The organism is Endoryza foliicola (assembly GCF_050589245.1).
In the GTDB taxonomy this organism is placed as follows: Bacteria; Bacteroidota; Bacteroidia; order Chitinophagales; family Chitinophagaceae; genus Endoryza; species Endoryza foliicola.
The window spans coordinates 144522-163733 of sequence record NZ_JBOBEW010000003.1 but is presented as its reverse complement, the minus strand read 5'-3'; the positions used below and the strand labels follow the sequence as shown (position 1 = coordinate 163733).

Genomic DNA, 19212 nt, shown 5'->3' with positions numbered 1-19212 from the left:
CGTTGGCAGTTTCTTCGTATTTCCTCCCTCCTTATTTTCACCACAGATAGCTCTCAGATTAGTACAGATTTCCACAGATTAGCACCCAATATTCAATCAACCTGACTGCCGGCTGTTCCATTATTAATTGTTAATTATTAATTTTTAATTATCCTCCTCGTTTCTCCTCTCAAAACCTCACCTCCGGAAACACCTGCTCAATAAACTCCAACACACCGCTTTTTCGAATTTGTTGATCCCAGGTCCAATCGCGTAAATCAGGAAAAGCATAGTCAAATTCATTCAAAGTTTCCCAATTTAAATTGCTCAAGTCCTCTTTTAAATAGAAGAATTTACCCCCTTCCGATACCTCAAATTGATGAACCCAAGGGTAGGATGTAGTAACTACGGGAATTCTACAGGTGCAGTATTCCAATAATTTGGTAGAAGTTTGTTGATTAAAAGGAGCCAGATCGGGAATGTAATTCAAAGCAAAGCGCGACTTTAAAATAGCCATCCGAACCTGCTCTTTGTCAACCGGTCCCTTGAACTGAATATTCGAATAGCTGCTGTACTTTGATTGAAGGTCCTCGTAATGTTGACTTACCATTAAAAGACTCCGATCTCTCAATTCCTTGGTGAACTTATCAAGCAGGGGCTCCAAATTTCTATTCGGGTCTACACTGCCAATATAAATGAAGTCAAACTCTTTTTGAAAGTGAACCGGACTTAAAAGCCAATTGCTTGGAATGCCAACTTCTCTGAAACCATAGGAAATAGAATCTCTGAAATTGAAGCAATTCTTCACATATTCGTTCTGGAATAACCTAAAATCGGGTTGTGTATTAAAAAAACTCTTAATCCAATTCTTATAACCGGCAAAAGGGGGTACCGATGCCGAAGCGTATTCGTGAATCTTATAGATGCCCTCTCGCGGCTTTGACAGGTCTTTTCCCATGAAATGCCATTCTATATGCCTGTGTACCAAGCCCAATTCATCGGGGCTCACTACCTCGGTTTGAATGCCAAACTGCGAAAAAAACTGTCGATAGGCCGTAATTCCCGGCAAAAGCGCTTTTTTATTGTGAACAAATGCAATTGTCATAGTTGGTGATGCAAAGTGGGTAAATTTATAAAATAAGATTGCTTTTGGCTTCGTACTTTTGCGCTTTCTTTTACAGGCACAAATAAAATCATGGAAGTAACTGTTAAAACGGCTAAACAACTCCGTCTCACCGAAGAAGAATTTGAACTCATTAAACAAAAGCTCGGCCGCACCCCCAACTTTAACGAACTCTGTGCGTTCAGTGGTATGTGGAGCGAACACTGTAGCTACAAAAATTCAATTAAATGGCTGAAAACCCTTCCAAGAGAGGGAAAAAAGATGCTGGTGAAGGCTGGTGAAGAAAATGCCGGATTAATGGATATTGGTGATGGTTATGGTGTGGTGTTCAAAATTGAATCACACAACCACCCCTCTGCCATCGAGCCCTTCCAAGGAGCTGCTACCGGGGTAGGAGGTATTCACAGAGATATCTTTACCATGGGTGCCCGCCCTATTGCTTCTCTCAACTCCCTCCGTTTTGGCAATCTTAACGAAGCAAAAACTCAACACTTACTCGCTGGAGTAGTACACGGAATCAGTCACTACGGTAACTGTTTCGGCGTACCTACGGTAGGCGGTGAAATATACTTTGAACAAAAATACCACACCAACCCGCTGGTAAATGCCATGAGTGTGGGTGTTGTAAAGAACGGTGAAACTGTTTCTGCTACTGCTAAGGGAATCGGAAACCCTGTATTCTTTGTGGGAAGTGCAACCGGTAAAGACGGTATCGGAGGTGCAAGCTTTGCCAGTGCCGATATTACAGCAGAAAGTGCTGAGGAACTACCCGCAGTTCAAGTGGGCGACCCTTTCCAAGAGAAGAAATTATTGGAAGCTTGTTTGGAAGTGATTCAAACTGGTGCGGTAGTAGGAATGCAAGACATGGGTGCTGCAGGTATCATCTGTTCCACTTCTGAAATGAGTGCCAAAGGCGAAGTTGGTATGCGCATCGACCTCGATAAAGTGCCAACCCGCCAACAAAATATGAAAGCTTGGGAACTCCTTCTCTCTGAAAGCCAAGAGCGCATGCTCATGGTAGTTGAAAAAGGCAAAGAAGCCCTCGTGCAAGCCGTATTCGACAAATGGGACCTCCCTTGCAGCGAAATTGGAGAAGTGACCGACGACGGTATCCTCCGTTTCTACATGAATGGAGAACTGGAAGCCGAACTACCTGCCTATGAACTTGTATTAGGCGGCGGTGCTCCTCAGAATAATCGCGATTATATACAACCCGAATATTTTGATAAGATCAAAGGATTCAATCCTGATACTATTGAAGTACCCGATGATTTATATGAAGTAGCTGAAAAATTGGTAACCATCCCTAACATCGCTTCTAAACGTTGGGTATATGTGCAGTACGATAGCATGGTAGGAACTGTAAATGCCTCAACCAACGCGCCAAGTGACGCGGCCGTTGTTGTTGCAAAGCCAACCAATAAAGGTCTCGCATTAACCACTGACTGTAACTCGCGTTATGTATTCGCTGATCCTTATAAAGGTGCTATGATCGCTGTTGCAGAAGCTGCTCGTAACATTGTTTGTAGCGGTGGACAACCCCTTGGTGTTACCAACTGCTTGAACTTCGGCAATCCCTACGATCCGGGAGTATATTTCCAGTTCGTGAACGCTATTAAAGGCATGGGCGAAGCTTGTACCAAATTTGATACACCTGTAACCGGCGGTAACGTTAGTTTCTATAACCAAAACCCCGACGGTCCCGTATACCCAACTCCAACCATCGGAATGGTAGGCTTGCTCGACAATGCCAATAAAAAAATGACCATGGATTTCAAAGCAGCCGGTGATGTGATCTACCTGATCGGAACCAGCCGCGGCGATATCAATTCATCAGAATATTTGCATAAAATTCACGGGGTGGAATTCAGCCCGGCCCCTCATTTCGAATTAGATGAAGAATTCGATGTTCAACAAAAAGTTGCTTCGCTTATTCAACAACGCTTAATTGAGTCGGCTCACGACGTTAGCGAAGGCGGATTGTTCATTGCGTTGCTTGAGTCAGGCTTTAACCGAGAACTAGGCGTAGATGTAGTGGCTTCCGACTATAAGATCAGAAAAGATGGTTATTGGTTTGGTGAAGCACAGAGCCGTGTAATTGTTTCAGTAAAAGCAAATAAACAAGCGGCATTCCTTCAAGCAATGGAAGGTTTCGCTTTCGAAGAACTGGGTGAAGTAACCACAGGATCTGTTGAAGTAGATGGAATGAATTGGGGTCGTATTACAGAATGGAAAGAGAAATACGATAACGCTATTGCTAATCTTTTGGCTGGTCACGATGAAGAACATGCCCTGAGTGCATTATAAAGTAAGGATATGAAAATTCATTCCAATAGTTCAATAGTTATTACCGGAGCTGCCGGGTTCATCAGTAGTTGTTTGGTAGGATTCCTTAATGAAAAAGGGTTTACTAATCTTATTCTGGTGGATGATTTTAGCAGAGCCGATAAAGAAGCCAATTGGAAATCTAAAAGATATACTACCACCGTTGAAAGATCGGAGTTTTTTGATTGGTTGAAAGCTCAACCCAAACATCCCGACTTTATCTTTCACCTCGGTGCTCGTACCGACACTACCGAGTTTAACTATGCCATTCACGAAGCATTGAACGTAGTGTATTCTCAAAAAATATGGGAATACTGTACACTTCATAACATTCCATTAGTATATGCTTCTTCTGCTGCTACTTATGGGGACGGTGAATTAGGATATGACGATAAGAACGAATTGGCCTACCAATTGAAACCCCTGAACCCTTACGGTGTTTCAAAAAATGAATTCGATAAATGGGCCTTGCAACAAGAAGATCAACCTCCTTTTTGGACGGGATTGAAATTCTTTAACGTGTATGGTCCCAACGAATATCACAAGGCAAGAATGGCAAGCGTAATTTGGCATTCTTTCAACCAAATAAAAAAAGACGGAAAAGTAAAGCTCTTCAAGTCGCATCGTCCCGATTTTAAAGATGGAGAACAGTTGCGCGACTTTGTATATGTAAAGGATGTGATTTCTGTTTGCTTTTGGCTCATGGAAAACTCCGATACCGGTGAAATTGAAAACGGACTTTACAACTTAGGAACCGGAAAAGCGCGCGCCTTCCGTGACTTGGTAATCGCCACCTTCAAAGGATTGAACTTAGAGCCTGTTATTGAATACATCGATATGCCGGAAGACATTCGAGACAAGTATCAGTATTTTACCGAGGCAAATATGAACAAACTCATTACTGCAGGTTATTCACAACCCTTTTATAGTTTGGAAGATGGGGTAGTGGATTATGTAAGAAATTATCTGGTTTCCGGAAACTATTACTAACTTTATCAGGTCAATATGCTTGCTGCCATTCCGCTATGCGGAGTGGCAGTTCTGTTTTAATACTTGATTTATATGAATAAAACGATCGCAATTATAGGTGGTGGAAACCTCGGTACTGCCATGGCCGAAGGTTTGATAGCGGCCGGCTTCTCAAAGCCTTCCGATATCATCATTACCAAACGCAGTATCCAAACTCTTTCCGATTTACAATCAAAAGGTGTTCATGTTAGCTCCGACAATGAAGCCGCCGTTCAAAATGCCGATTTGATCATTTTGGCTGTGAAACCGTTTCAAACAGAAGCCGTTGTTAAAGCATTTCAACAACACCTTGATCCAACCAAACAAGTGTTAGTTTCTGTGGTGACTGGAATTACAATAGAAGACCTAGCGTCCATCACTCCAGAAGGAATGCCAATTGTAAGGGCCATGCCCAATACGGCAATAGCCATTCAAGAGTCAATGACATGCTTGGCCGGAAAAAAAATTACCACCAACACCGAACAGTATATCACCAACTTATTCAATCAGTTAGGTAAGGCTGTATGGATCGAAGAAAAGCTAATGGAGGCAGCAACTGTGCTCGGCGCATGCGGAACTGCCTATGCGATGCGTTATATAAGAGCGAACATCCAAGGTGGCATAGAAATTGGATTTAGTGCGGCTACCGCCAGTCTAATTGCCGCGCAAACGGTAAAAGGGGCAGCGGAATTATTGCTGAAACGAGGTTCGCATCCTGAACAAGAAATAGATAAAGTAACTACGCCAAAAGGCTGTACCATAGCGGGTTTGAACGAAATGGAACACCAAGGCTTCAGTTCTTCACTTATTAAAGGAATCAGGGTCAGTTATGAAAAAATTGCGAAGGATTAGTAGTAACTGACTGATACCCAGATAATAAGATTTTTTTGTTTAGAAAAAAGAACTTTACTTTGCATTTATAATAATTTTATAATTATTTCGTTTTCCAATTGATCCTAAACCGAAATCAACCAGTATCTATGAAAAGCGACAAAATCAGCCGCGTTGTCCTTTTACTTGAAATTGCCTTAATCATCTTGTTACACGTTAACAAGAGTCAGGTTAATACCGATACCACCAAGCAATCATTGCCCGGTATCGCAGGAAGCCCTACCGCCACAACCGGAATGGTTATTTCCCAAGTAATACGATAATATTAATTGATAATCAATTTATTAGAATAATTTCCCTAGCTTCAAGCTAGGGTTTTTTATTTCCATTCTAACCGTCTTTTCACTTTTCCACATTCCCTCCCCAATATTGGGTCAACAGCCAAAAAGAGCGTAACTTTGTACGACCTCTAAGGAATTCCATGCCTCAATTATCCTTTTAATGGATCGTCCTCCACAGGTCAAATAGGCTCAAGGGTTATCCTAAATCAGAATCGATACTTTTTTTGTGTTATTGCTCCCACTTAATGAGTTGGAGTAGGAGTGGATTTGAACGATAGATTTACCCATCAGTTTCCAAGGGTAAATACACGAATTTGTAAGTACTGTATTATGGCTAAATATATTTTTGTTACAGGAGGGGTTACATCCTCTTTAGGAAAAGGAATTATCGCGGCTTCGTTGGCAAAATTGCTACAAGCTAGAGGTTTGAAAGTGACCATTCAGAAGTTCGACCCCTACATCAATGTCGATCCCGGAACCCTTAACCCCTACGAACACGGTGAGTGCTTCGTAACGGAAGATGGAGCCGAAACCGATCTTGATCTCGGGCACTACGAGCGCTTTCTCAACATCTTTACGTCTCAATCGAACAACGTTACTACCGGTAGAGTATACCAAACTGTTATTAACAAAGAACGCGAGGGCGCTTACTTGGGAAAAACAGTTCAAGTGGTTCCCCATATTACCGATGAAATCAAACGCCGAATGCTCTTGTTGGGACAAGGAAAAGGATTTGATATCGTGATCACTGAAATCGGCGGAACCGTTGGTGATATTGAAAGCTTGCCCTTCATTGAAGCGGTTCGTCAATTGCAATGGGAACTTCCTGAAGAAGACTCAGTAGTTGTTCACCTTACGCTCATTCCTTATTTGAAGGCAGCGAAAGAATTGAAAACTAAGCCCACTCAGCACTCCGTGCGTATGTTGAGCCAAGAAGGCGTACACCCCGATGTAATTGTTTGTAGAACAGAAGAAGCATTAAGCCCTGAAATCAGAAGAAAAGTGGCATTGTTCTGTAACGTAAAACAAGAGGCCGTAATTGAAGCAGCCGATGCTCCAACCATCTACGAAGTGCCATTGGCTATGATGCGTGAAAAATTAGATCTTATTTGCTTGAAGAAAATGAACATCACCCAGTACAATGAGCCGGAACTGTCGAAATGGAAAGAGTTTTTAGACAAATTAAAGTATCCTAAAAGCAAAGTGACCATCGGATTGATCGGTAAATACATTGAATTGCAAGATGCCTACAAATCAATCTTGGAATCATTTGTTCATGCAGGCGCTATGAACGAATGCAAAGTACAAATCGTGAACGTTCACTCTGAATTCATTACTGATGATAATGTTGCTGAAAAACTCGGCACTTTAGACGGCCTACTGGTTGCACCCGGTTTCGGAATGCGCGGAGTAGAAGGAAAAATCATTGCCGTAAAATATGCAAGAGAGAACAAACTACCATTCTTTGGTATTTGCCTCGGTATGCAAATGGCGGCTATTGAATTTGCCCGTAATGTGCTCGGAATTGCCCAAGCCCATTCAACCGAAATGAATCCCAACACCCCCGATCCGGTGATTGATTTAATGGAAGAACAAAAGCAGATCACCTCAAAAGGTGGTACCATGCGCTTGGGCTCTTATCCATGTCAAATAAAAGAAGGAACGCTGGCTCGTACCATCTACGGAGCTGAATTGATTTCTGAGCGTCACCGTCACCGCTGGGAGTTCAACAACAAATACCTCGAGCAATACGAAGCAGCCGGCATGGTTGCCAGTGGTAAGAATCCGGAAAGTGGTCTGGTTGAAATCATTGAATTACCCAACCATCCTTTCTTCATTGGAGTGCAATACCACCCCGAATTGAAGAGCACGGTAGAGAACCCTCAACCTATATTTGTGCATTTCGTGAAAGCAGCTCGAGAGTACGCCGATCGAAAAAATGCAACCAAAAACCCGCTCTTACAAAGCGAAATGATTTAAAATCAAGTATTTCTGATAAGATGGTCGGCATTTGCCGACCATCTCTTTTTTCCCGATTTTGCCCCTCAAAACACTATCTTTGCCCCTCTTAAATTTCTAGATCATGAACATGGACCGTAATACGGTGATAGGCTTTGTGTTATTGGCCTTACTACTTTTCGCTTATTTGTTCTTCGCAGGGAAAAACACACGCGAACTACAATATGCCGATCAATTGAAACAAGACTCCATTGCGAAAGCAAAAGCAAGACAAGACTCGATCAATTACGCAAAAGATACAGCAGGAAAAACAATTGTAATCGATTCCAACACCGTAGGTTTTCAAAAACTAGGTGTTGAACAATTGACCACTGTTGAGAACGAAGTAATTAAAGTGACCTTTACTAACAAGGGGGGTCAAGTGAAATCAGTGGAATTGAAAAATTACAATTCCTATACCGGAAAGCCCGCAAAACTTTCAGGCGCCGATTTTGATAAGGTTTCTTATACCATTAACACCGGTAACAATCTTTCTGCCCCGATAACCGATTTGTATTTCCAAACCAAACCTGCTGTTAAGAATGCAGATGGATCTCAAAGCATCGAATTCACGGCTGTTGGTTCACAAGGAGAGCAAGTAAAGCATGAATTTGTAGTTCGCCCCAACTCATACATGATTGATTGGACTCCATCATTTACCGGAGCCGATAAATTATTTACACAAGGAGCGTTTAACCTCACTTGGCAAAACCAACCGGCGAAATTGGAAAGTGATGCAGCGTATGAGCGTCAACAAACCAGTATCTGTTACATGGAAGATGGTAGTTTCGACTATATCCAAACCAAAACAGAACTCACTTTCGAAAAACCCGTTTCTTGGTTAACTGTTTCGCAACACTTCTTCAATATTACTTTGTACGCTAAGAATAACTTTACTTCGGGTGATTTGAAATTAAATAAAAAAGCTGCAGACGATTCTTCAGATGTGATCGCCAATGCAACAGCTACCATGCATGCAAAACTACCTGTTGGTGCGCAAAGCAGTTTCCCAATGCAATTGTTTTTTGGTCCGAATGATTACAAAATTCTTAAAAGTCAGCCCATTGCAGAAATGGATCGCATCTTGAACTTGGGTCGTGATATGTATTCGTTTGTTCGTCCAATCAACGTTTATGTTATTTATCCTGTGTTCAATTTCATCAAAGGATTTGTATTGAACTTCGGTATCGTAATTGCGCTGTTAACGATCTTTATTCGCGTGGTTACTTCTCCATTGCTATACAATAGTTACGTGAGCAGTGCGAAGATGAAGGCGCTCCGTCCGGAAATCGATAAATTGAAAGCCAAGCACGGATCCGATCAGCAAGCATTTGGAATGGATCAAATGAAATTATTCCGAGAAGCGGGAGTGAACCCACTCGGAGGATGTATTCCGGCTTTACTCCAAATTCCGATCTTCTTTGCGTTGTACTCTTTCTTTAACTCAAACATCGACTTGAGAGGTCAAGAGTTCTTATGGTCTCATAACCTCGCCTCTTACGATTCAATTGTGAACTTTGGATTCAATGTATGGGGGCTCGGTAATCACCTCAGTTTGTTTACACTTACTGCAGCAGGTACCAGCTTCTTGATTTCTTTGTACAATTCTAATATGACTCCGGATCAGAACAACCCTGCTCTGAAGTACATGCCTTATATTTTCCCATTCATTCTTTTATTCATCTTTAATAGATTGCCTTCGGCGCTTACTTGGTACTACACAGTATCAAACCTTATTACGCTGATCCTTCAATTCGTGATTCAAAATTATATCATCGACCATGATAAAATTTTGGCGAAAATTGAAGAGAACCGTAAGAAGCCAAAAACCAAATCTAAATGGGCTGAAAGGATGGAGCAAATGCAAGAAGCTCAAAAGCAAATGCAAGATGCCAGAAAGAAAAAATAATCAGAAAGCGCTCCTCGGAGCGCTTTTTTCTTTCCGATCGGGTCTTAATTTTGATTCTTAATTATTAATTCTTAATTAATTACGTATTTTGTTAAAGTTCTTTCAAGATGACTTCTTTTGAGAGCTTGGTACCGTCTTTGAATAAAGAAGAATAGAGGAGAAGGGACAGAAAAACAACATGAATATGAAACGAGTAGTACTTTTTTTAGTGGCTTTTGGAACCTGGATGAGTTCATTTGCGCAGCGAAAAGTGTCGGAATTGATGCTTAGTTACGATATCAAAGTAATAACAAATTCAAAAGAGCCTAAACTGGCCGATGCATTCGATGGGTCTACTACTACTGTTTATATCAAAGGAAATTTGAGCAGAAGTGAGATGAGCAGTGCTTTGTTTTCTTCAACGGTTATTCATGACACGAAAACAGGATCAGCAGTTGCATTAAGAGAAGTAAGTGGTCAAAAGATCCTTATTCGAATGAATCAAGACAATTGGAACGAAAAGAATAAAAAGTACGAAGGAATCGTATTCAAAAATACAGGTGAAACTAAGATCATTGCAGGTTATAAGTGTACAAAGGCCATTGCTACTATGGCCGATGGTACAACGTTTACGGTATTTTATACTACTGATATTGTACCGGAGAACAAAGAATATGAATACATGTTTAAAGACCTAGCCGGCTTGCCACTTGAATGGGAATTATCACAAGGGAAGTTGACGCTTCAATACACTTTGTCTAAAATCAGTTTGAATCCTATACCGGCCTCAAAATTTGAAATTCCGAAGTCGGGATACAGAGAACTGACTTACGAAGAAAGTAAGAAGGCTACTGCAAATTAAGGTCAACGTAATTATCGATGAAGAGACAACTTCACATTTACCAAGTTCAAGTTGGTACGAACACCTGAAGGCTTTACATTCGTCTTTAAACCTGGTAATATCACAATAGTATTGCCCTTTCTGTAAGTTACTACTGCATTCACCGAAGTAAAATTCATAGTTTTAACCTTACTGAGACTGAGCACATTGTTGTAAATTCTGCCGGCTTTAAGGGAGAATCCGGGAGTGGTTTTAACAGTACTTAAACCTACTGCGGCAGCTTTATTGCTTTTTTTGTTATCTCCACCGCCACTACTCGCTGCAGCTAATGCTACAACTCCAACCAGCGCAAGGCTAACGATTGATTTTTTAAGCATGTGGTTAAATTTTAAAGTAGAGATAATTAACATAAGCAAAATTATACAATTTTTTTCTAAACCTCCGACATATATATGTACGTGTCAGATGCTAAAAAGTTACAGATTTCACAAAAAAATCTAAAAATAATGATGAAAAACCTTTGTCTTTAGTTGGCTCAAACGTTAAAAAGTTTAACGAAACACTCGAATTATTTTTAGAATCAGCCGTTATGCGCTGATTATTAGCGAGTTAACTAAAGATCTTTTTTTGAGTAGAATTTTGAATGGGGTAGTGAAGCTTTTCTTGAAACAATAAGGTTTGAATGTAAACGCCAATTGCGGCTTTTTATTGGGTACACTGTTTTAAACAAAAGTTAATAAATAAGGCTTGGACTCCTCCAATTATCTGATTATCTTACAATAAGCTCCGTTACATGAAAGAAAACCCACATCAAGACCGCGACGAAATAAAAGACCTTGTCAAGCAATTTCAAGCTTTGAAGAATGGTCGCGCCCACAGGTTTCTCGACGAAGATGCTTTCGAAAAAATCATTGATTATTACGACGATATAGAGGACATCCCTCAAGCCCTAGAAGCCGCAGAATTGGGGGCAGAACAGTTTCCCTATTCATCAGCCCTTCTTATCAAAAAGGCAGACTTGCTCATTGCCACTCGAAAATACCACGAAGCATTAGAAATACTTCAAAAAGCAGAACTGCTCGACAGTAACGATATCAATCTCTACATATTAAAAACTGATGTGTATTTAGCGCTCGATCAGCAAGAAAAAGCCGTAATACTTCTTGAGGAAGCGCTGGAACATTTTGAAGGTGAGGAGAAGATTGAGTTATTATTCGAGTTGGCGGATGTGTACGACGACTATGAAGAATTCGATAAAATTTTCGATTGCCTTCGTTGGGTACTAGAGCTGGAACCTACCAACGAAGAAGCACTTTATAAGATCTGTTTTTGGACCGATTTTACCGGCAGAAATGAAGAAAGCATCAAGTTGCACCAACAAATCATAGATGAGTTTCCTTATTGTGAGTTGGCATGGTTCAATTTGGCTGCTGCCTATCAAGGATTAAAATTGTACGAAAAAGCAATTGATGCGTATAAATATGCAGTGGCTATCGACGAGAAGTTTGATTATGCCTACCGCAACATGGGAGATGCTTATATCCGGTTGAGAAAGTACAAAGAAGCGATTGAGAGTTTGGAAAAAGTATTGGAACTCTCCCGCCCAGAAGATGTGATCTACGAAGCAATTGGTCACTGTTACGATCAATTGAAAAACTATGCGCAGGCTAGGTTTTACTATAGAAAGGCTTCGCATTTGAACCAAGAAGATGTAAAGCTTCAATATAAAATTGCGTGCACTTACATGAATGAACAACAGTGGACGCAGGCCATCAAGCATTTGGAATCTGCATTACAATTATTCCGCATGCAGCCTGAATACAATTTGGCAATGGGTGAATGCAAAACCCAATTGGGTGAATACAAAGACGCATTGCAGTACTTCTCCAATGTTGTTCGTCAACGCCCAAAAAACGTAAGTGCATGGGAAGCCTTGATTCGTTGCCTATATCTGGGCGAATTTCATGAAGATGCGTATGAGCAAATTGAAGTGGCGCTGAAAATGACTGAACAGAAGCCGCTGTTTTTATACTACAAAGCACTCCTCTTACTTGAAACAGGTAGATCTAAAGAGGGCCTGCTTCAATTGGAAAAAGCACTCATTGCTGCTCCGAAACAGTTAAAAAAGATTATCGACCTAAGTCCATCCATTCTGCGAAACTCCCAAGTGGTGGACCTTATAGCCCGTTTCAAAAAGAATAAATCTATTTAACAGATAGGATTTTAGCCGGAATGAATATCACAGCGAAAATCTTAGTATTTTTGCGCATTATTTTTTTAGACAAGACTAAGGATAACCACATGAATTTCAATCTTACTCAAATTCCCGATCGTCAACAAAAGCCTCGTACCAACGGTATTACCATGGTGATGGATAAAGGCTTAAGTATTCCTGAAGTACATAATTTCTTGAGTGTTTCCGGACCGCATGTCGACATCGTGAAGTTAGGTTTCGGTACCTCATTTGTAACGCCCAACTTGAGAGAAAAGATTGAAGTGTACAAGTCGTATGGAATGCCTATCTATTTCGGAGGTACTTTATTCGAAGCATTTTTAGTGAGAAATCAATTTGAAGATTATATAGCGGTTTGCAAAGATTACGGCATTGAATACATGGAAGTAAGTGATGGATCAATTACCATTCCTCATGCCGAGAAATGTGGTTATATCGAAAAACTCACCAAACATGGCAAAGTGTTAAGTGAGGTGGGAAGTAAAGACGCTACCCATATTATTCCCCCTTACAAATGGATTGAACTGATGAGTGCTGAGCTAAGTGCCGGTGCGTCCTACGTTATTGCTGAAGCAAGAGAAGCCGGTAACGTTGGTATTTATCGAGGTAGTGGTGAGGTAAGGGAAGGGTTGGTGCAAGAAATTCTTACTCAAATTCCTGAAGAGAAAATCATATGGGAAGCACCTCAAAAAGCGCAGCAATTGTACTTCATTGAATTGATCGGATGCAATGTGAATCTTGGTAACATTGCTCCAACAGAAGTAATTCCTTTAGAAGCGATGCGCATTGGATTGAGAGGCGATACTTTTCACTTATTTCTTTCAAAAGAAAATTCACAATGAGAAAATTTGGATTAATAGGATATCCTTTAGGGCACTCTTTCTCAAAAAAATATTTTACTGAGAAGTTTGAGAAAGAAGGCATCGAACAGGCTCAATACGATACCTATCCTATTGAATCCATAGAGTTGTTACCGGCTATACTGGCTAATAATCCCGATTTAAAGGGCTTGAACGTAACCATTCCTTACAAAGAACTGGTGATCCCTTACCTGCACAAAAAATCACCGGTTGTTCAAAAAATAAACGCTTGCAATTGTATCAAGGTTGTAGATGGAAAGTTAGAAGGACATAACACCGACGCAATTGGATTTGAAGCTTCCTTAAAAGCCGCTTTTCCTAATTTGCCATCCAAAGCATTGATCCTTGGAACCGGTGGTGCTGCTAAAGCGGTAGAATACGTATTGCAACAGAATAAAATACAATACAAATTTGTTTCTCGAAAACCCTCTGCGTATTCATTTTCCTACGAGCAAGTAACTCCTGCAGTGGTGAATGAATATAAACTAATTATCAATACTACACCTTTGGGAATGTTTCCTCATGTAGTGGAAGCACCTCAAATTCCCTATGAAGCACTTTCTAACGAACATTGTTTGTACGATGTAGTTTACAATCCCGAGAAAACCTTGTTTTTACAGAAAGGAGAGGAGCGCGGTGCGGCAATTAAAAATGGACTTGAAATGTTAGTGCTCCAGGCAGAAGCTAGTTGGGAGATTTGGAATAGCTAAGCGGAGAATTTTAATTTTACCTCTTCAGGCAATGCGGCCACTTTTCGAGTGGCGTAATTAAAACATACCATTCCTGTTTTTGCAATACAAGCCGGCACCCAATTGTTGGATTCCCATTTATAGATCACATAAATCAAATCAAAGCTTACTCTTGTGATATTGGCCGCAGTTACTGCTATTTCAAGTTGATCGTTTGCCAATACTTCTTTCTTGTACTCTAAAGCAGCATCTCCCATAATTAAACTTACACCCCCTAATTCTAATTCAGTGTAGCCCATCGATTGTAGAAACAAAACTCTAGCCTCATGGCAATAAGTCAAAAAACGATCGTTTCCAACATGACCACCATAATTTAAATCCGTGATCCGAACAGTGAGCGGAGTTCTAAACAAGAAATGTGATGGGATATCAATTTTTATGCGCGACATGTTATTGAGCCTCGTTTAATAGTTCCAAGAGTTCAAGCGCATCTAAAAAATTAGTAGCACCGGGATTAAACTCCTGATTGTACAAAATTGTTTTCTTCCAACGATCAAATTGCCACTGCCAAATCCCGTTCTTTCCCCACATCAATGGATGTGCAGGTCCGTTAGTTGAAGAAGTATGCAGGTAATTCAGCTGATGAAGAAATTTCGTTGAAATTCGGGTAGTGCTACCATCAGGAGCGGTTACGGTTATGTAGTTTCCTTTGATCGATTGCTTCAACAAGTCGGTATCGTAGATAATATTTCCTTTGGAATCCTTTATTAGTGGAGCATTGATTTCTGTTACTACATCAGCTGTAACTTTTTCAATGCTACTAACGTCACTTGATGGAAGTTCCAAGTCCTCTGTGTTATCATCTGGATTGCTTACCGCAATCATTTCAGGTTGAACAGTAACCGCTGCCCGAACAGGAACATATTTCTGAACCGAACTTATTTGAAACGGATTTTTTTCAATGGCCTGATTGATGGCTGAGGTGAGCGGTTGAAATATTGGAGCGGTCAATTTTTTTTGCTCTGCAAAAATTGCGGAGGTTTTTGTAAAATTTGATCGAAAAAGCCAGATACCCAAAACTGCAACAGCTACTGCAGCTGCAGCATAGTACCAAGGTCTAAATGAAATAACCTTACCGGGTTGGTTATTGTTTTCTTGTATGGCAGCCTCAATAGACTCCCAAGCCAAAACCGGCGGCGTTAATTCGAACTGAGCAATACGTTGCCCTATTTCTTGTTCCTTATTCAAGGGCGTTTCGTTAATGGCAGCCGCAATAGCTTCCCACGTACCTGCTGGAGGGTTCATTTCAGCTTGTTGCAACTTATTTCTTAACGATTCACTCATATCGTACGGCGGATTTTATTGGTCTCGTTTAAATATTCTTTCACTTTTTTGGCAAGGATGCCTTTGGCTCTTGCTAATTGACTTTTACTGGTTCCTTCGCTTATTCCAAGTAGCTCGCTGATTTCTTTGTGGGAATATCCCTCCACTACATACAAGTTGAACACGGCTTGGTAGCCAGGTGCCAACTCGTGAATCATTTTCAGAATGTCTTTTTCTGCCAATCGTTCTAGTGCCGTAATATCATCTTCGTCGGCAACATCTAAATGCTTTTCTCCAATCGAAGTTTGCGGCAATGATTTTTTGCGAAATTGTTCTATGGCAGTATTCACAAAAATGCGTCGTATCCAACCCTCCAAAGAGCCTTCAAAACGAAACCGGTGAAGGTTCTTGAATACTTTAATAAATCCATCCTGTAAAAGGTCCTGAGCCGCTTCTTGATTAGAAGTATAGCGAAAACAAACGGCATACATTTTAGGAGCAAATTGCTCGTAAAAAGCTTTCTGCATGCGGGCATCTCCCCGTATGCACCCTTCAACTAAGTCGGATTCCGGTATCAATTGGTTGCTTGTATGGTCTGAATTTGGCAAGATTATGCGTGTATTCCGTTGTTCGTATTGTTTTTCAAGAACTTAACTAGTTCACTAGCTGCTTTGGTTCTATGACTGATGGCCGTTTTCTCCTGAGTAGTCATTTCCGCAAAACTCCGTGTTTCACCATCAGCCATGAAAATAGGATCGTAGCCAAACCCTTTTTCTCCTCTTCTCTCTCTCAGTATTTCACCTTCACAGATACCTTCAAACTGATGTTCTATACCATCCCATATAATAGAAATTACCGTTCTAAACCGTGCTCCTCTATTCTCTTTCCCTTCCAAACCCGCTAACACCTTTTCAATATTGGCAGAAAAATCACGATGCTCGCCCGCATAACGTGCACTCTTTACACCCGGCTCTCCATTTAACGCATCAACTTCCAAACCCGTATCCTCGCTAAAGCAAGGCAGCCCGGTTAAACGGTAAATGGTCTGAGATTTCTCGCGCGCATTTTCTTCCAAAGTTGCATGAGGTTCAGGAATATCGATATCAATTCCCACAGCCGATAAAGAAATGACCTCAATGGCATCGCCAATGACGGCTTGAATTTCCTCAACCTTATGCGCATTGTTGGTTGCAAAAATCAGAGTGGTAGGCATAGGCTTAAACGTTAAAGATCGTTTTTAAGTTATTCCACAATTTCATTTTTAATTCCTTAACCGTAGGATCGCTTGTTGCTAAATAACCGAGATCTGGTGCTGACAAATAAGTAACTTGATCGTGTAACTGTATTTTAAAATCAGGAAATACAAAAGGCAATGCCAATTTCTGCTGATCTTGCCCGAAAAGCATCACCACTTGTGGCGACATGCTTTTCTTAATGTCTCCTATTGTAAATTCTTGCTTGGCTGTATTGATGATGGCCACGTCTGCTAAATTCAACCTACAAGCCCCCAACATCTTACTTAACATCTCCAAAGCCAGATCGCTAATATGAGTGTCTTTCTCGAAACGCACCAATAAGCTCACTTTTCGTTTGTGCTCACCCAAATAACGGGGCACTCGAAGTTCTTCGGGTACTGGCTTGGGTTGTTCTAATGTTGATCCGGCTACTTTATTTACCGTTTTGGGAACGGTGCCTTCCTCCTCTGACTTCAATTTTGGATTGTTTCGCTCTTCTTCCAAACTCACCAAACTGCTCTTATACAGATCAGTTAGGGTAACAGTACTAATATTTAAATCTTTGAAACTCACCGAAATCGTTTTAAAATCAATTGCTTTGGCAAAAATGATGATTTTGAGCGGGTTTGCGAAATGTTAAGCATTGTTTTATATGCTAACATTTGTTAGGATTTTTGCCTCCTTTATTTGCGAATGAAGATCTTAGTTTGTTTATTTGCATATAATTTCTTTATATGGTGGAAACATTTAATATATCTGTTAGCAAGGTGGCTTCTAGCAGATTGAAAAACCTGTCTCTGGAAAATCTCCCTTTTGGCAAGCATTTTACGGACCACATGTTGGAAGCTGATTATGAAAATGGCGAGTGGACCAACGTATCTATTAAGCCCTACCAAAATTTGTCTTTAGCTCCTTCATTGGCGGCTATTCACTACGGACAAGCCATTTTTGAGGGCATCAAAGCGTACAAAAATGCAAATGGAGAAGCCAATATTTTTCGTCCATACGACAATTTTAAAAGATTCAATAAATCTGCAGCGCGACTAGAAATGCCCGCAGTGCCGGAAGAGATTTTTATCGAAGGAATGCGTCAATTGATTGAGATCGATAAAGACTGGATCCCAGCAATTAAAGATCATTCTTTATACATCCGTCCGTTCATGTTCTCTAGCGACGAATTGATTGGTGTAAAACCTTCCGATAAATATAAATTCATGATCATTTTGAGCCCCACCGGTCCATACTATGCGGCTCCAATGAAAATTTATGTTGAAGAACGTTTTACACGTGCTGCTCCGGGTGGTGTTGGCTTTGCCAAAGCAGCAGGTAACTATGGCGGTGCCATGCACGCAACTGCAGAAGCTCGCAAAAAAGGATATGATCAAGTGCTGTGGACTGATGCATTTGAACACAAAGTAATTCAGGAGTGTGGTACCATGAACGTGTTTTTCATCATTGGAAATACGGTGGTTACTCCTGACTTAAGTACCGAAACCATTCTTGCCGGAGTAACTCGCGACAGTGCAATCACGGTTTTCAAAGACCTTGGTTACAATGTAGAAGAAAGACAAATTACGATTGACGAAGTGATTGCTGCATACGATAATGGAACTTTGAAAGAAGTATTTGGAACAGGCACTGCAGCTACCATTTCAATGATCCGTGAATTGACGTATAAAGACAAAGTGATGAGTTTTGATACCACTACTTGGAAAGGATCGCCTGCACTGAAAGCAAGATTAGACGCCATTCGTGACGGTCAGTATCCCGATACACACAATTGGTTGTTCAAGATTTAATTCAGTTCAACAAAATAGTTTGCATACCCATTCATCGCATTTGATTTTGAATCATTGTGATTAATGGGTATCTTGTTTTTACCATGATTGTTAAATATAAAACCAACTAAACATGCTTATTTACGGATCAAGAGCAACGAAATTAAAAGCCGAACCCATTGTATATACCTGCAAGCATTGCCAGTCGAAGAATACTACTACCATGGTGATGTTTCAAAAGTATGCACATGTGTTTTGGATTCCATTTTGTCCCATTAAGAAATTAGCCGTAACACAATGTGAACATTGCAAACAAGTGCTCGAACAAAAACAATTCGATCCTGAATTGAAAGAAATTTTTGCCGAGCAAAAAAGCACGCTTAAAACACCCATCTGGACATTTATAGGTTTGGCACTGCTGATAGTGCTCATTGTTACTATTATTCAAGATGAGAAAAAAGAATCGGCAGAGAACAAAGTATTCTTGGAGCAGCCACAAGTGGGAGATGTATATACCATGCGAACAAAAGAGGGCAACTATACATTGTTCTTAGTGAAAGAGGTAACCAAAGACAGTATCGGTTACTGGATGAATAATTACGAAGTGAATAAGATCAGCGGGCTGCACAAAATTCCGGCTAACGGCGATAGTGCTTATTTACCTATAACCGTTTACATGGCCAGAAAGGAATTACTCCCACTTCTCGATAAAGGGGAGATTCATGATGTGTCGAGGAAAAAATAAGCCCTCGCGAACCAA

At 40.7% G+C, this 19212-nt stretch carries 19 protein-coding genes; 12 read left to right on the top strand and 7 right to left on the bottom strand.

What is annotated here, in order from left to right; translation table 11 throughout:
- Positions 1–169: 169 nt before the first annotated feature.
- The gene (locus tag ACQ2HE_RS08090; protein WP_430898756.1) at positions 170–1084 is read right to left on the bottom strand and encodes a glycosyltransferase; all 915 of its coding nucleotides are present in this window, start codon (positions 1082–1084) and stop codon (positions 170–172) included.
- Between the two features lie 90 nt (positions 1085–1174).
- Between ACQ2HE_RS08090 and purL the strand changes: the two genes are divergently transcribed.
- The 7 genes from purL (at position 1175) to ACQ2HE_RS08055 (ending at position 10355) form a co-directional block, all read left to right on the top strand.
- Positions 1175–3409, top strand: a complete 2235-nt coding sequence (purL, locus tag ACQ2HE_RS08085; protein WP_430898758.1) for a phosphoribosylformylglycinamidine synthase subunit PurL — start codon at positions 1175–1177, stop codon at positions 3407–3409.
- A gap of 9 nt (positions 3410–3418) precedes the next feature.
- Entirely contained in the window at positions 3419–4417 is a 999-nt protein-coding gene (rfaD, locus tag ACQ2HE_RS08080) for an ADP-glyceromanno-heptose 6-epimerase (RefSeq protein ID WP_430898760.1), read from the top strand.
- 72 nt (positions 4418–4489) lie between these two features.
- Positions 4490–5287, top strand: coding sequence for a pyrroline-5-carboxylate reductase (gene proC / locus ACQ2HE_RS08075; protein ID WP_430898762.1), 798 nt, complete (start codon positions 4490–4492; stop codon positions 5285–5287).
- A 128-nt stretch (positions 5288–5415) separates the two neighbouring features.
- Positions 5416–5589 carry a hypothetical protein gene (locus ACQ2HE_RS08070; RefSeq protein ID WP_430898764.1) on the top strand — a complete coding sequence of 58 codons (174 nt, stop codon included), beginning with the start codon at positions 5416–5418 and terminating at the stop codon, positions 5587–5589.
- 348 nt (positions 5590–5937) lie between these two features.
- A complete protein-coding gene (locus ACQ2HE_RS08065; protein WP_430898766.1) occupies positions 5938–7587 on the top strand; it encodes a CTP synthase in 1650 nt (549 codons plus the stop codon).
- 103 nt (positions 7588–7690) lie between these two features.
- A complete protein-coding gene (yidC, locus tag ACQ2HE_RS08060) occupies positions 7691–9514 on the top strand; it encodes a membrane protein insertase YidC (RefSeq protein WP_430898768.1) in 1824 nt (607 codons plus the stop codon).
- 184 nt (positions 9515–9698) lie between these two features.
- Positions 9699–10355, top strand: a complete 657-nt coding sequence (locus tag ACQ2HE_RS08055; protein WP_430898770.1) for a DUF4412 domain-containing protein — start codon at positions 9699–9701, stop codon at positions 10353–10355.
- A gap of 11 nt (positions 10356–10366) precedes the next feature.
- Here the strand turns inward: ACQ2HE_RS08055 and ACQ2HE_RS08050 are convergent, their stop codons facing one another.
- Entirely contained in the window at positions 10367–10711 is a 345-nt protein-coding gene (locus ACQ2HE_RS08050; protein ID WP_430898771.1) for a hypothetical protein, read from the bottom strand.
- Between the two features lie 416 nt (positions 10712–11127).
- Between ACQ2HE_RS08050 and ACQ2HE_RS08045 the strand changes: the two genes are divergently transcribed.
- From ACQ2HE_RS08045 to ACQ2HE_RS08035, 3 genes are all read left to right on the top strand, one after another.
- A complete protein-coding gene (locus tag ACQ2HE_RS08045) occupies positions 11128–12546 on the top strand; it encodes a tetratricopeptide repeat protein (protein WP_430898773.1) in 1419 nt (472 codons plus the stop codon).
- An 89-nt stretch (positions 12547–12635) separates the two neighbouring features.
- Positions 12636–13409 carry a phosphosulfolactate synthase gene (locus ACQ2HE_RS08040; protein WP_430898775.1) on the top strand — a complete coding sequence of 258 codons (774 nt, stop codon included), beginning with the start codon at positions 12636–12638 and terminating at the stop codon, positions 13407–13409.
- Positions 13406–14137 (top strand): shikimate dehydrogenase family protein, encoded by a 732-nt coding sequence (locus tag ACQ2HE_RS08035; protein WP_430898777.1) that lies wholly within the window; start codon positions 13406–13408, stop codon positions 14135–14137. Before ACQ2HE_RS08040 ends, ACQ2HE_RS08035 begins: the two co-directional genes overlap by 4 nt.
- On the opposite strand, the gene ACQ2HE_RS08030 is transcribed toward ACQ2HE_RS08035, so the two are convergent.
- The 5 genes from ACQ2HE_RS08030 to ACQ2HE_RS08010 form a co-directional block, all read right to left on the bottom strand.
- Positions 14134–14565, bottom strand: a complete 432-nt coding sequence (locus ACQ2HE_RS08030; protein ID WP_430898779.1) for an acyl-CoA thioesterase — start codon at positions 14563–14565, stop codon at positions 14134–14136. The genes ACQ2HE_RS08035 and ACQ2HE_RS08030 overlap by 4 nt on opposite strands.
- Before the next feature lies 1 nt (position 14566).
- Positions 14567–15460, bottom strand: coding sequence for a hypothetical protein (locus ACQ2HE_RS08025; protein ID WP_430898781.1), 894 nt, complete (start codon positions 15458–15460; stop codon positions 14567–14569).
- Positions 15457–15966: an RNA polymerase sigma factor gene (locus ACQ2HE_RS08020; protein WP_430898783.1), complete on the bottom strand. Its 510-nt coding sequence runs from the start codon at positions 15964–15966 to the stop codon at positions 15457–15459. The genes ACQ2HE_RS08025 and ACQ2HE_RS08020 overlap by 4 nt, the downstream gene beginning before the upstream one ends.
- An 83-nt stretch (positions 15967–16049) precedes the next feature.
- Complete coding sequence (rdgB, locus tag ACQ2HE_RS08015; protein ID WP_430898785.1) at positions 16050–16652, bottom strand: RdgB/HAM1 family non-canonical purine NTP pyrophosphatase; 603 nt, start codon at positions 16650–16652, stop codon at positions 16050–16052.
- A 4-nt stretch (positions 16653–16656) separates the two neighbouring features.
- On the bottom strand, positions 16657–17247 hold the full coding sequence (locus tag ACQ2HE_RS08010) for a hypothetical protein (protein ID WP_430898787.1): 591 nt from the start codon (positions 17245–17247) through the stop codon (positions 16657–16659).
- A 161-nt stretch (positions 17248–17408) separates the two neighbouring features.
- On the opposite strand from ACQ2HE_RS08010, the gene ACQ2HE_RS08005 reads away from it, so the two are divergent.
- Together ACQ2HE_RS08005 and ACQ2HE_RS08000 are read left to right on the top strand one after the other, a co-directional pair.
- The gene (locus ACQ2HE_RS08005; RefSeq protein ID WP_430898789.1) at positions 17409–18473 is read left to right on the top strand and encodes a branched-chain amino acid aminotransferase; all 1065 of its coding nucleotides are present in this window, start codon (positions 17409–17411) and stop codon (positions 18471–18473) included.
- 112 nt (positions 18474–18585) lie between these two features.
- Positions 18586–19197: a zinc-ribbon domain-containing protein gene (locus ACQ2HE_RS08000; protein ID WP_430898791.1), complete on the top strand. Its 612-nt coding sequence runs from the start codon at positions 18586–18588 to the stop codon at positions 19195–19197.
- Positions 19198–19212 lie beyond the last annotated feature (15 nt).

What these genes read in the sequence shown, in the direction of transcription:
- ACQ2HE_RS08090 (WP_430898756.1), bottom strand. Translation starts at nt 1,084, where the DNA reads ATGACAATTGCATTTGTTCACAATAAAAAAGCGCTTTTGCCGGGAATT.
- purL (WP_430898758.1), top strand. Translation starts at nt 1,175, where the DNA reads ATGGAAGTAACTGTTAAAACGGCTAAACAACTCCGTCTCACCGAAGAA.
- rfaD (WP_430898760.1), top strand. Translation starts at nt 3,419, where the DNA reads ATGAAAATTCATTCCAATAGTTCAATAGTTATTACCGGAGCTGCCGGG.
- proC (WP_430898762.1), top strand. Translation starts at nt 4,490, where the DNA reads ATGAATAAAACGATCGCAATTATAGGTGGTGGAAACCTCGGTACTGCC.
- ACQ2HE_RS08070 (WP_430898764.1), top strand. Translation starts at nt 5,416, where the DNA reads ATGAAAAGCGACAAAATCAGCCGCGTTGTCCTTTTACTTGAAATTGCC.
- ACQ2HE_RS08065 (WP_430898766.1), top strand. Translation starts at nt 5,938, where the DNA reads ATGGCTAAATATATTTTTGTTACAGGAGGGGTTACATCCTCTTTAGGA.
- yidC (WP_430898768.1), top strand. Translation starts at nt 7,691, where the DNA reads ATGAACATGGACCGTAATACGGTGATAGGCTTTGTGTTATTGGCCTTA.
- ACQ2HE_RS08055 (WP_430898770.1), top strand. Translation starts at nt 9,699, where the DNA reads ATGAAACGAGTAGTACTTTTTTTAGTGGCTTTTGGAACCTGGATGAGT.
- ACQ2HE_RS08050 (WP_430898771.1), bottom strand. Translation starts at nt 10,711, where the DNA reads ATGCTTAAAAAATCAATCGTTAGCCTTGCGCTGGTTGGAGTTGTAGCA.
- ACQ2HE_RS08045 (WP_430898773.1), top strand. Translation starts at nt 11,128, where the DNA reads ATGAAAGAAAACCCACATCAAGACCGCGACGAAATAAAAGACCTTGTC.
- ACQ2HE_RS08040 (WP_430898775.1), top strand. Translation starts at nt 12,636, where the DNA reads ATGAATTTCAATCTTACTCAAATTCCCGATCGTCAACAAAAGCCTCGT.
- ACQ2HE_RS08035 (WP_430898777.1), top strand. Translation starts at nt 13,406, where the DNA reads ATGAGAAAATTTGGATTAATAGGATATCCTTTAGGGCACTCTTTCTCA.
- ACQ2HE_RS08030 (WP_430898779.1), bottom strand. Translation starts at nt 14,565, where the DNA reads ATGTCGCGCATAAAAATTGATATCCCATCACATTTCTTGTTTAGAACT.
- ACQ2HE_RS08025 (WP_430898781.1), bottom strand. Translation starts at nt 15,460, where the DNA reads ATGAGTGAATCGTTAAGAAATAAGTTGCAACAAGCTGAAATGAACCCT.
- ACQ2HE_RS08020 (WP_430898783.1), bottom strand. Translation starts at nt 15,966, where the DNA reads ATGCAGAAAGCTTTTTACGAGCAATTTGCTCCTAAAATGTATGCCGTT.
- rdgB (WP_430898785.1), bottom strand. Translation starts at nt 16,652, where the DNA reads ATGCCTACCACTCTGATTTTTGCAACCAACAATGCGCATAAGGTTGAG.
- ACQ2HE_RS08005 (WP_430898789.1), top strand. Translation starts at nt 17,409, where the DNA reads ATGGTGGAAACATTTAATATATCTGTTAGCAAGGTGGCTTCTAGCAGA.
- ACQ2HE_RS08000 (WP_430898791.1), top strand. Translation starts at nt 18,586, where the DNA reads ATGCTTATTTACGGATCAAGAGCAACGAAATTAAAAGCCGAACCCATT.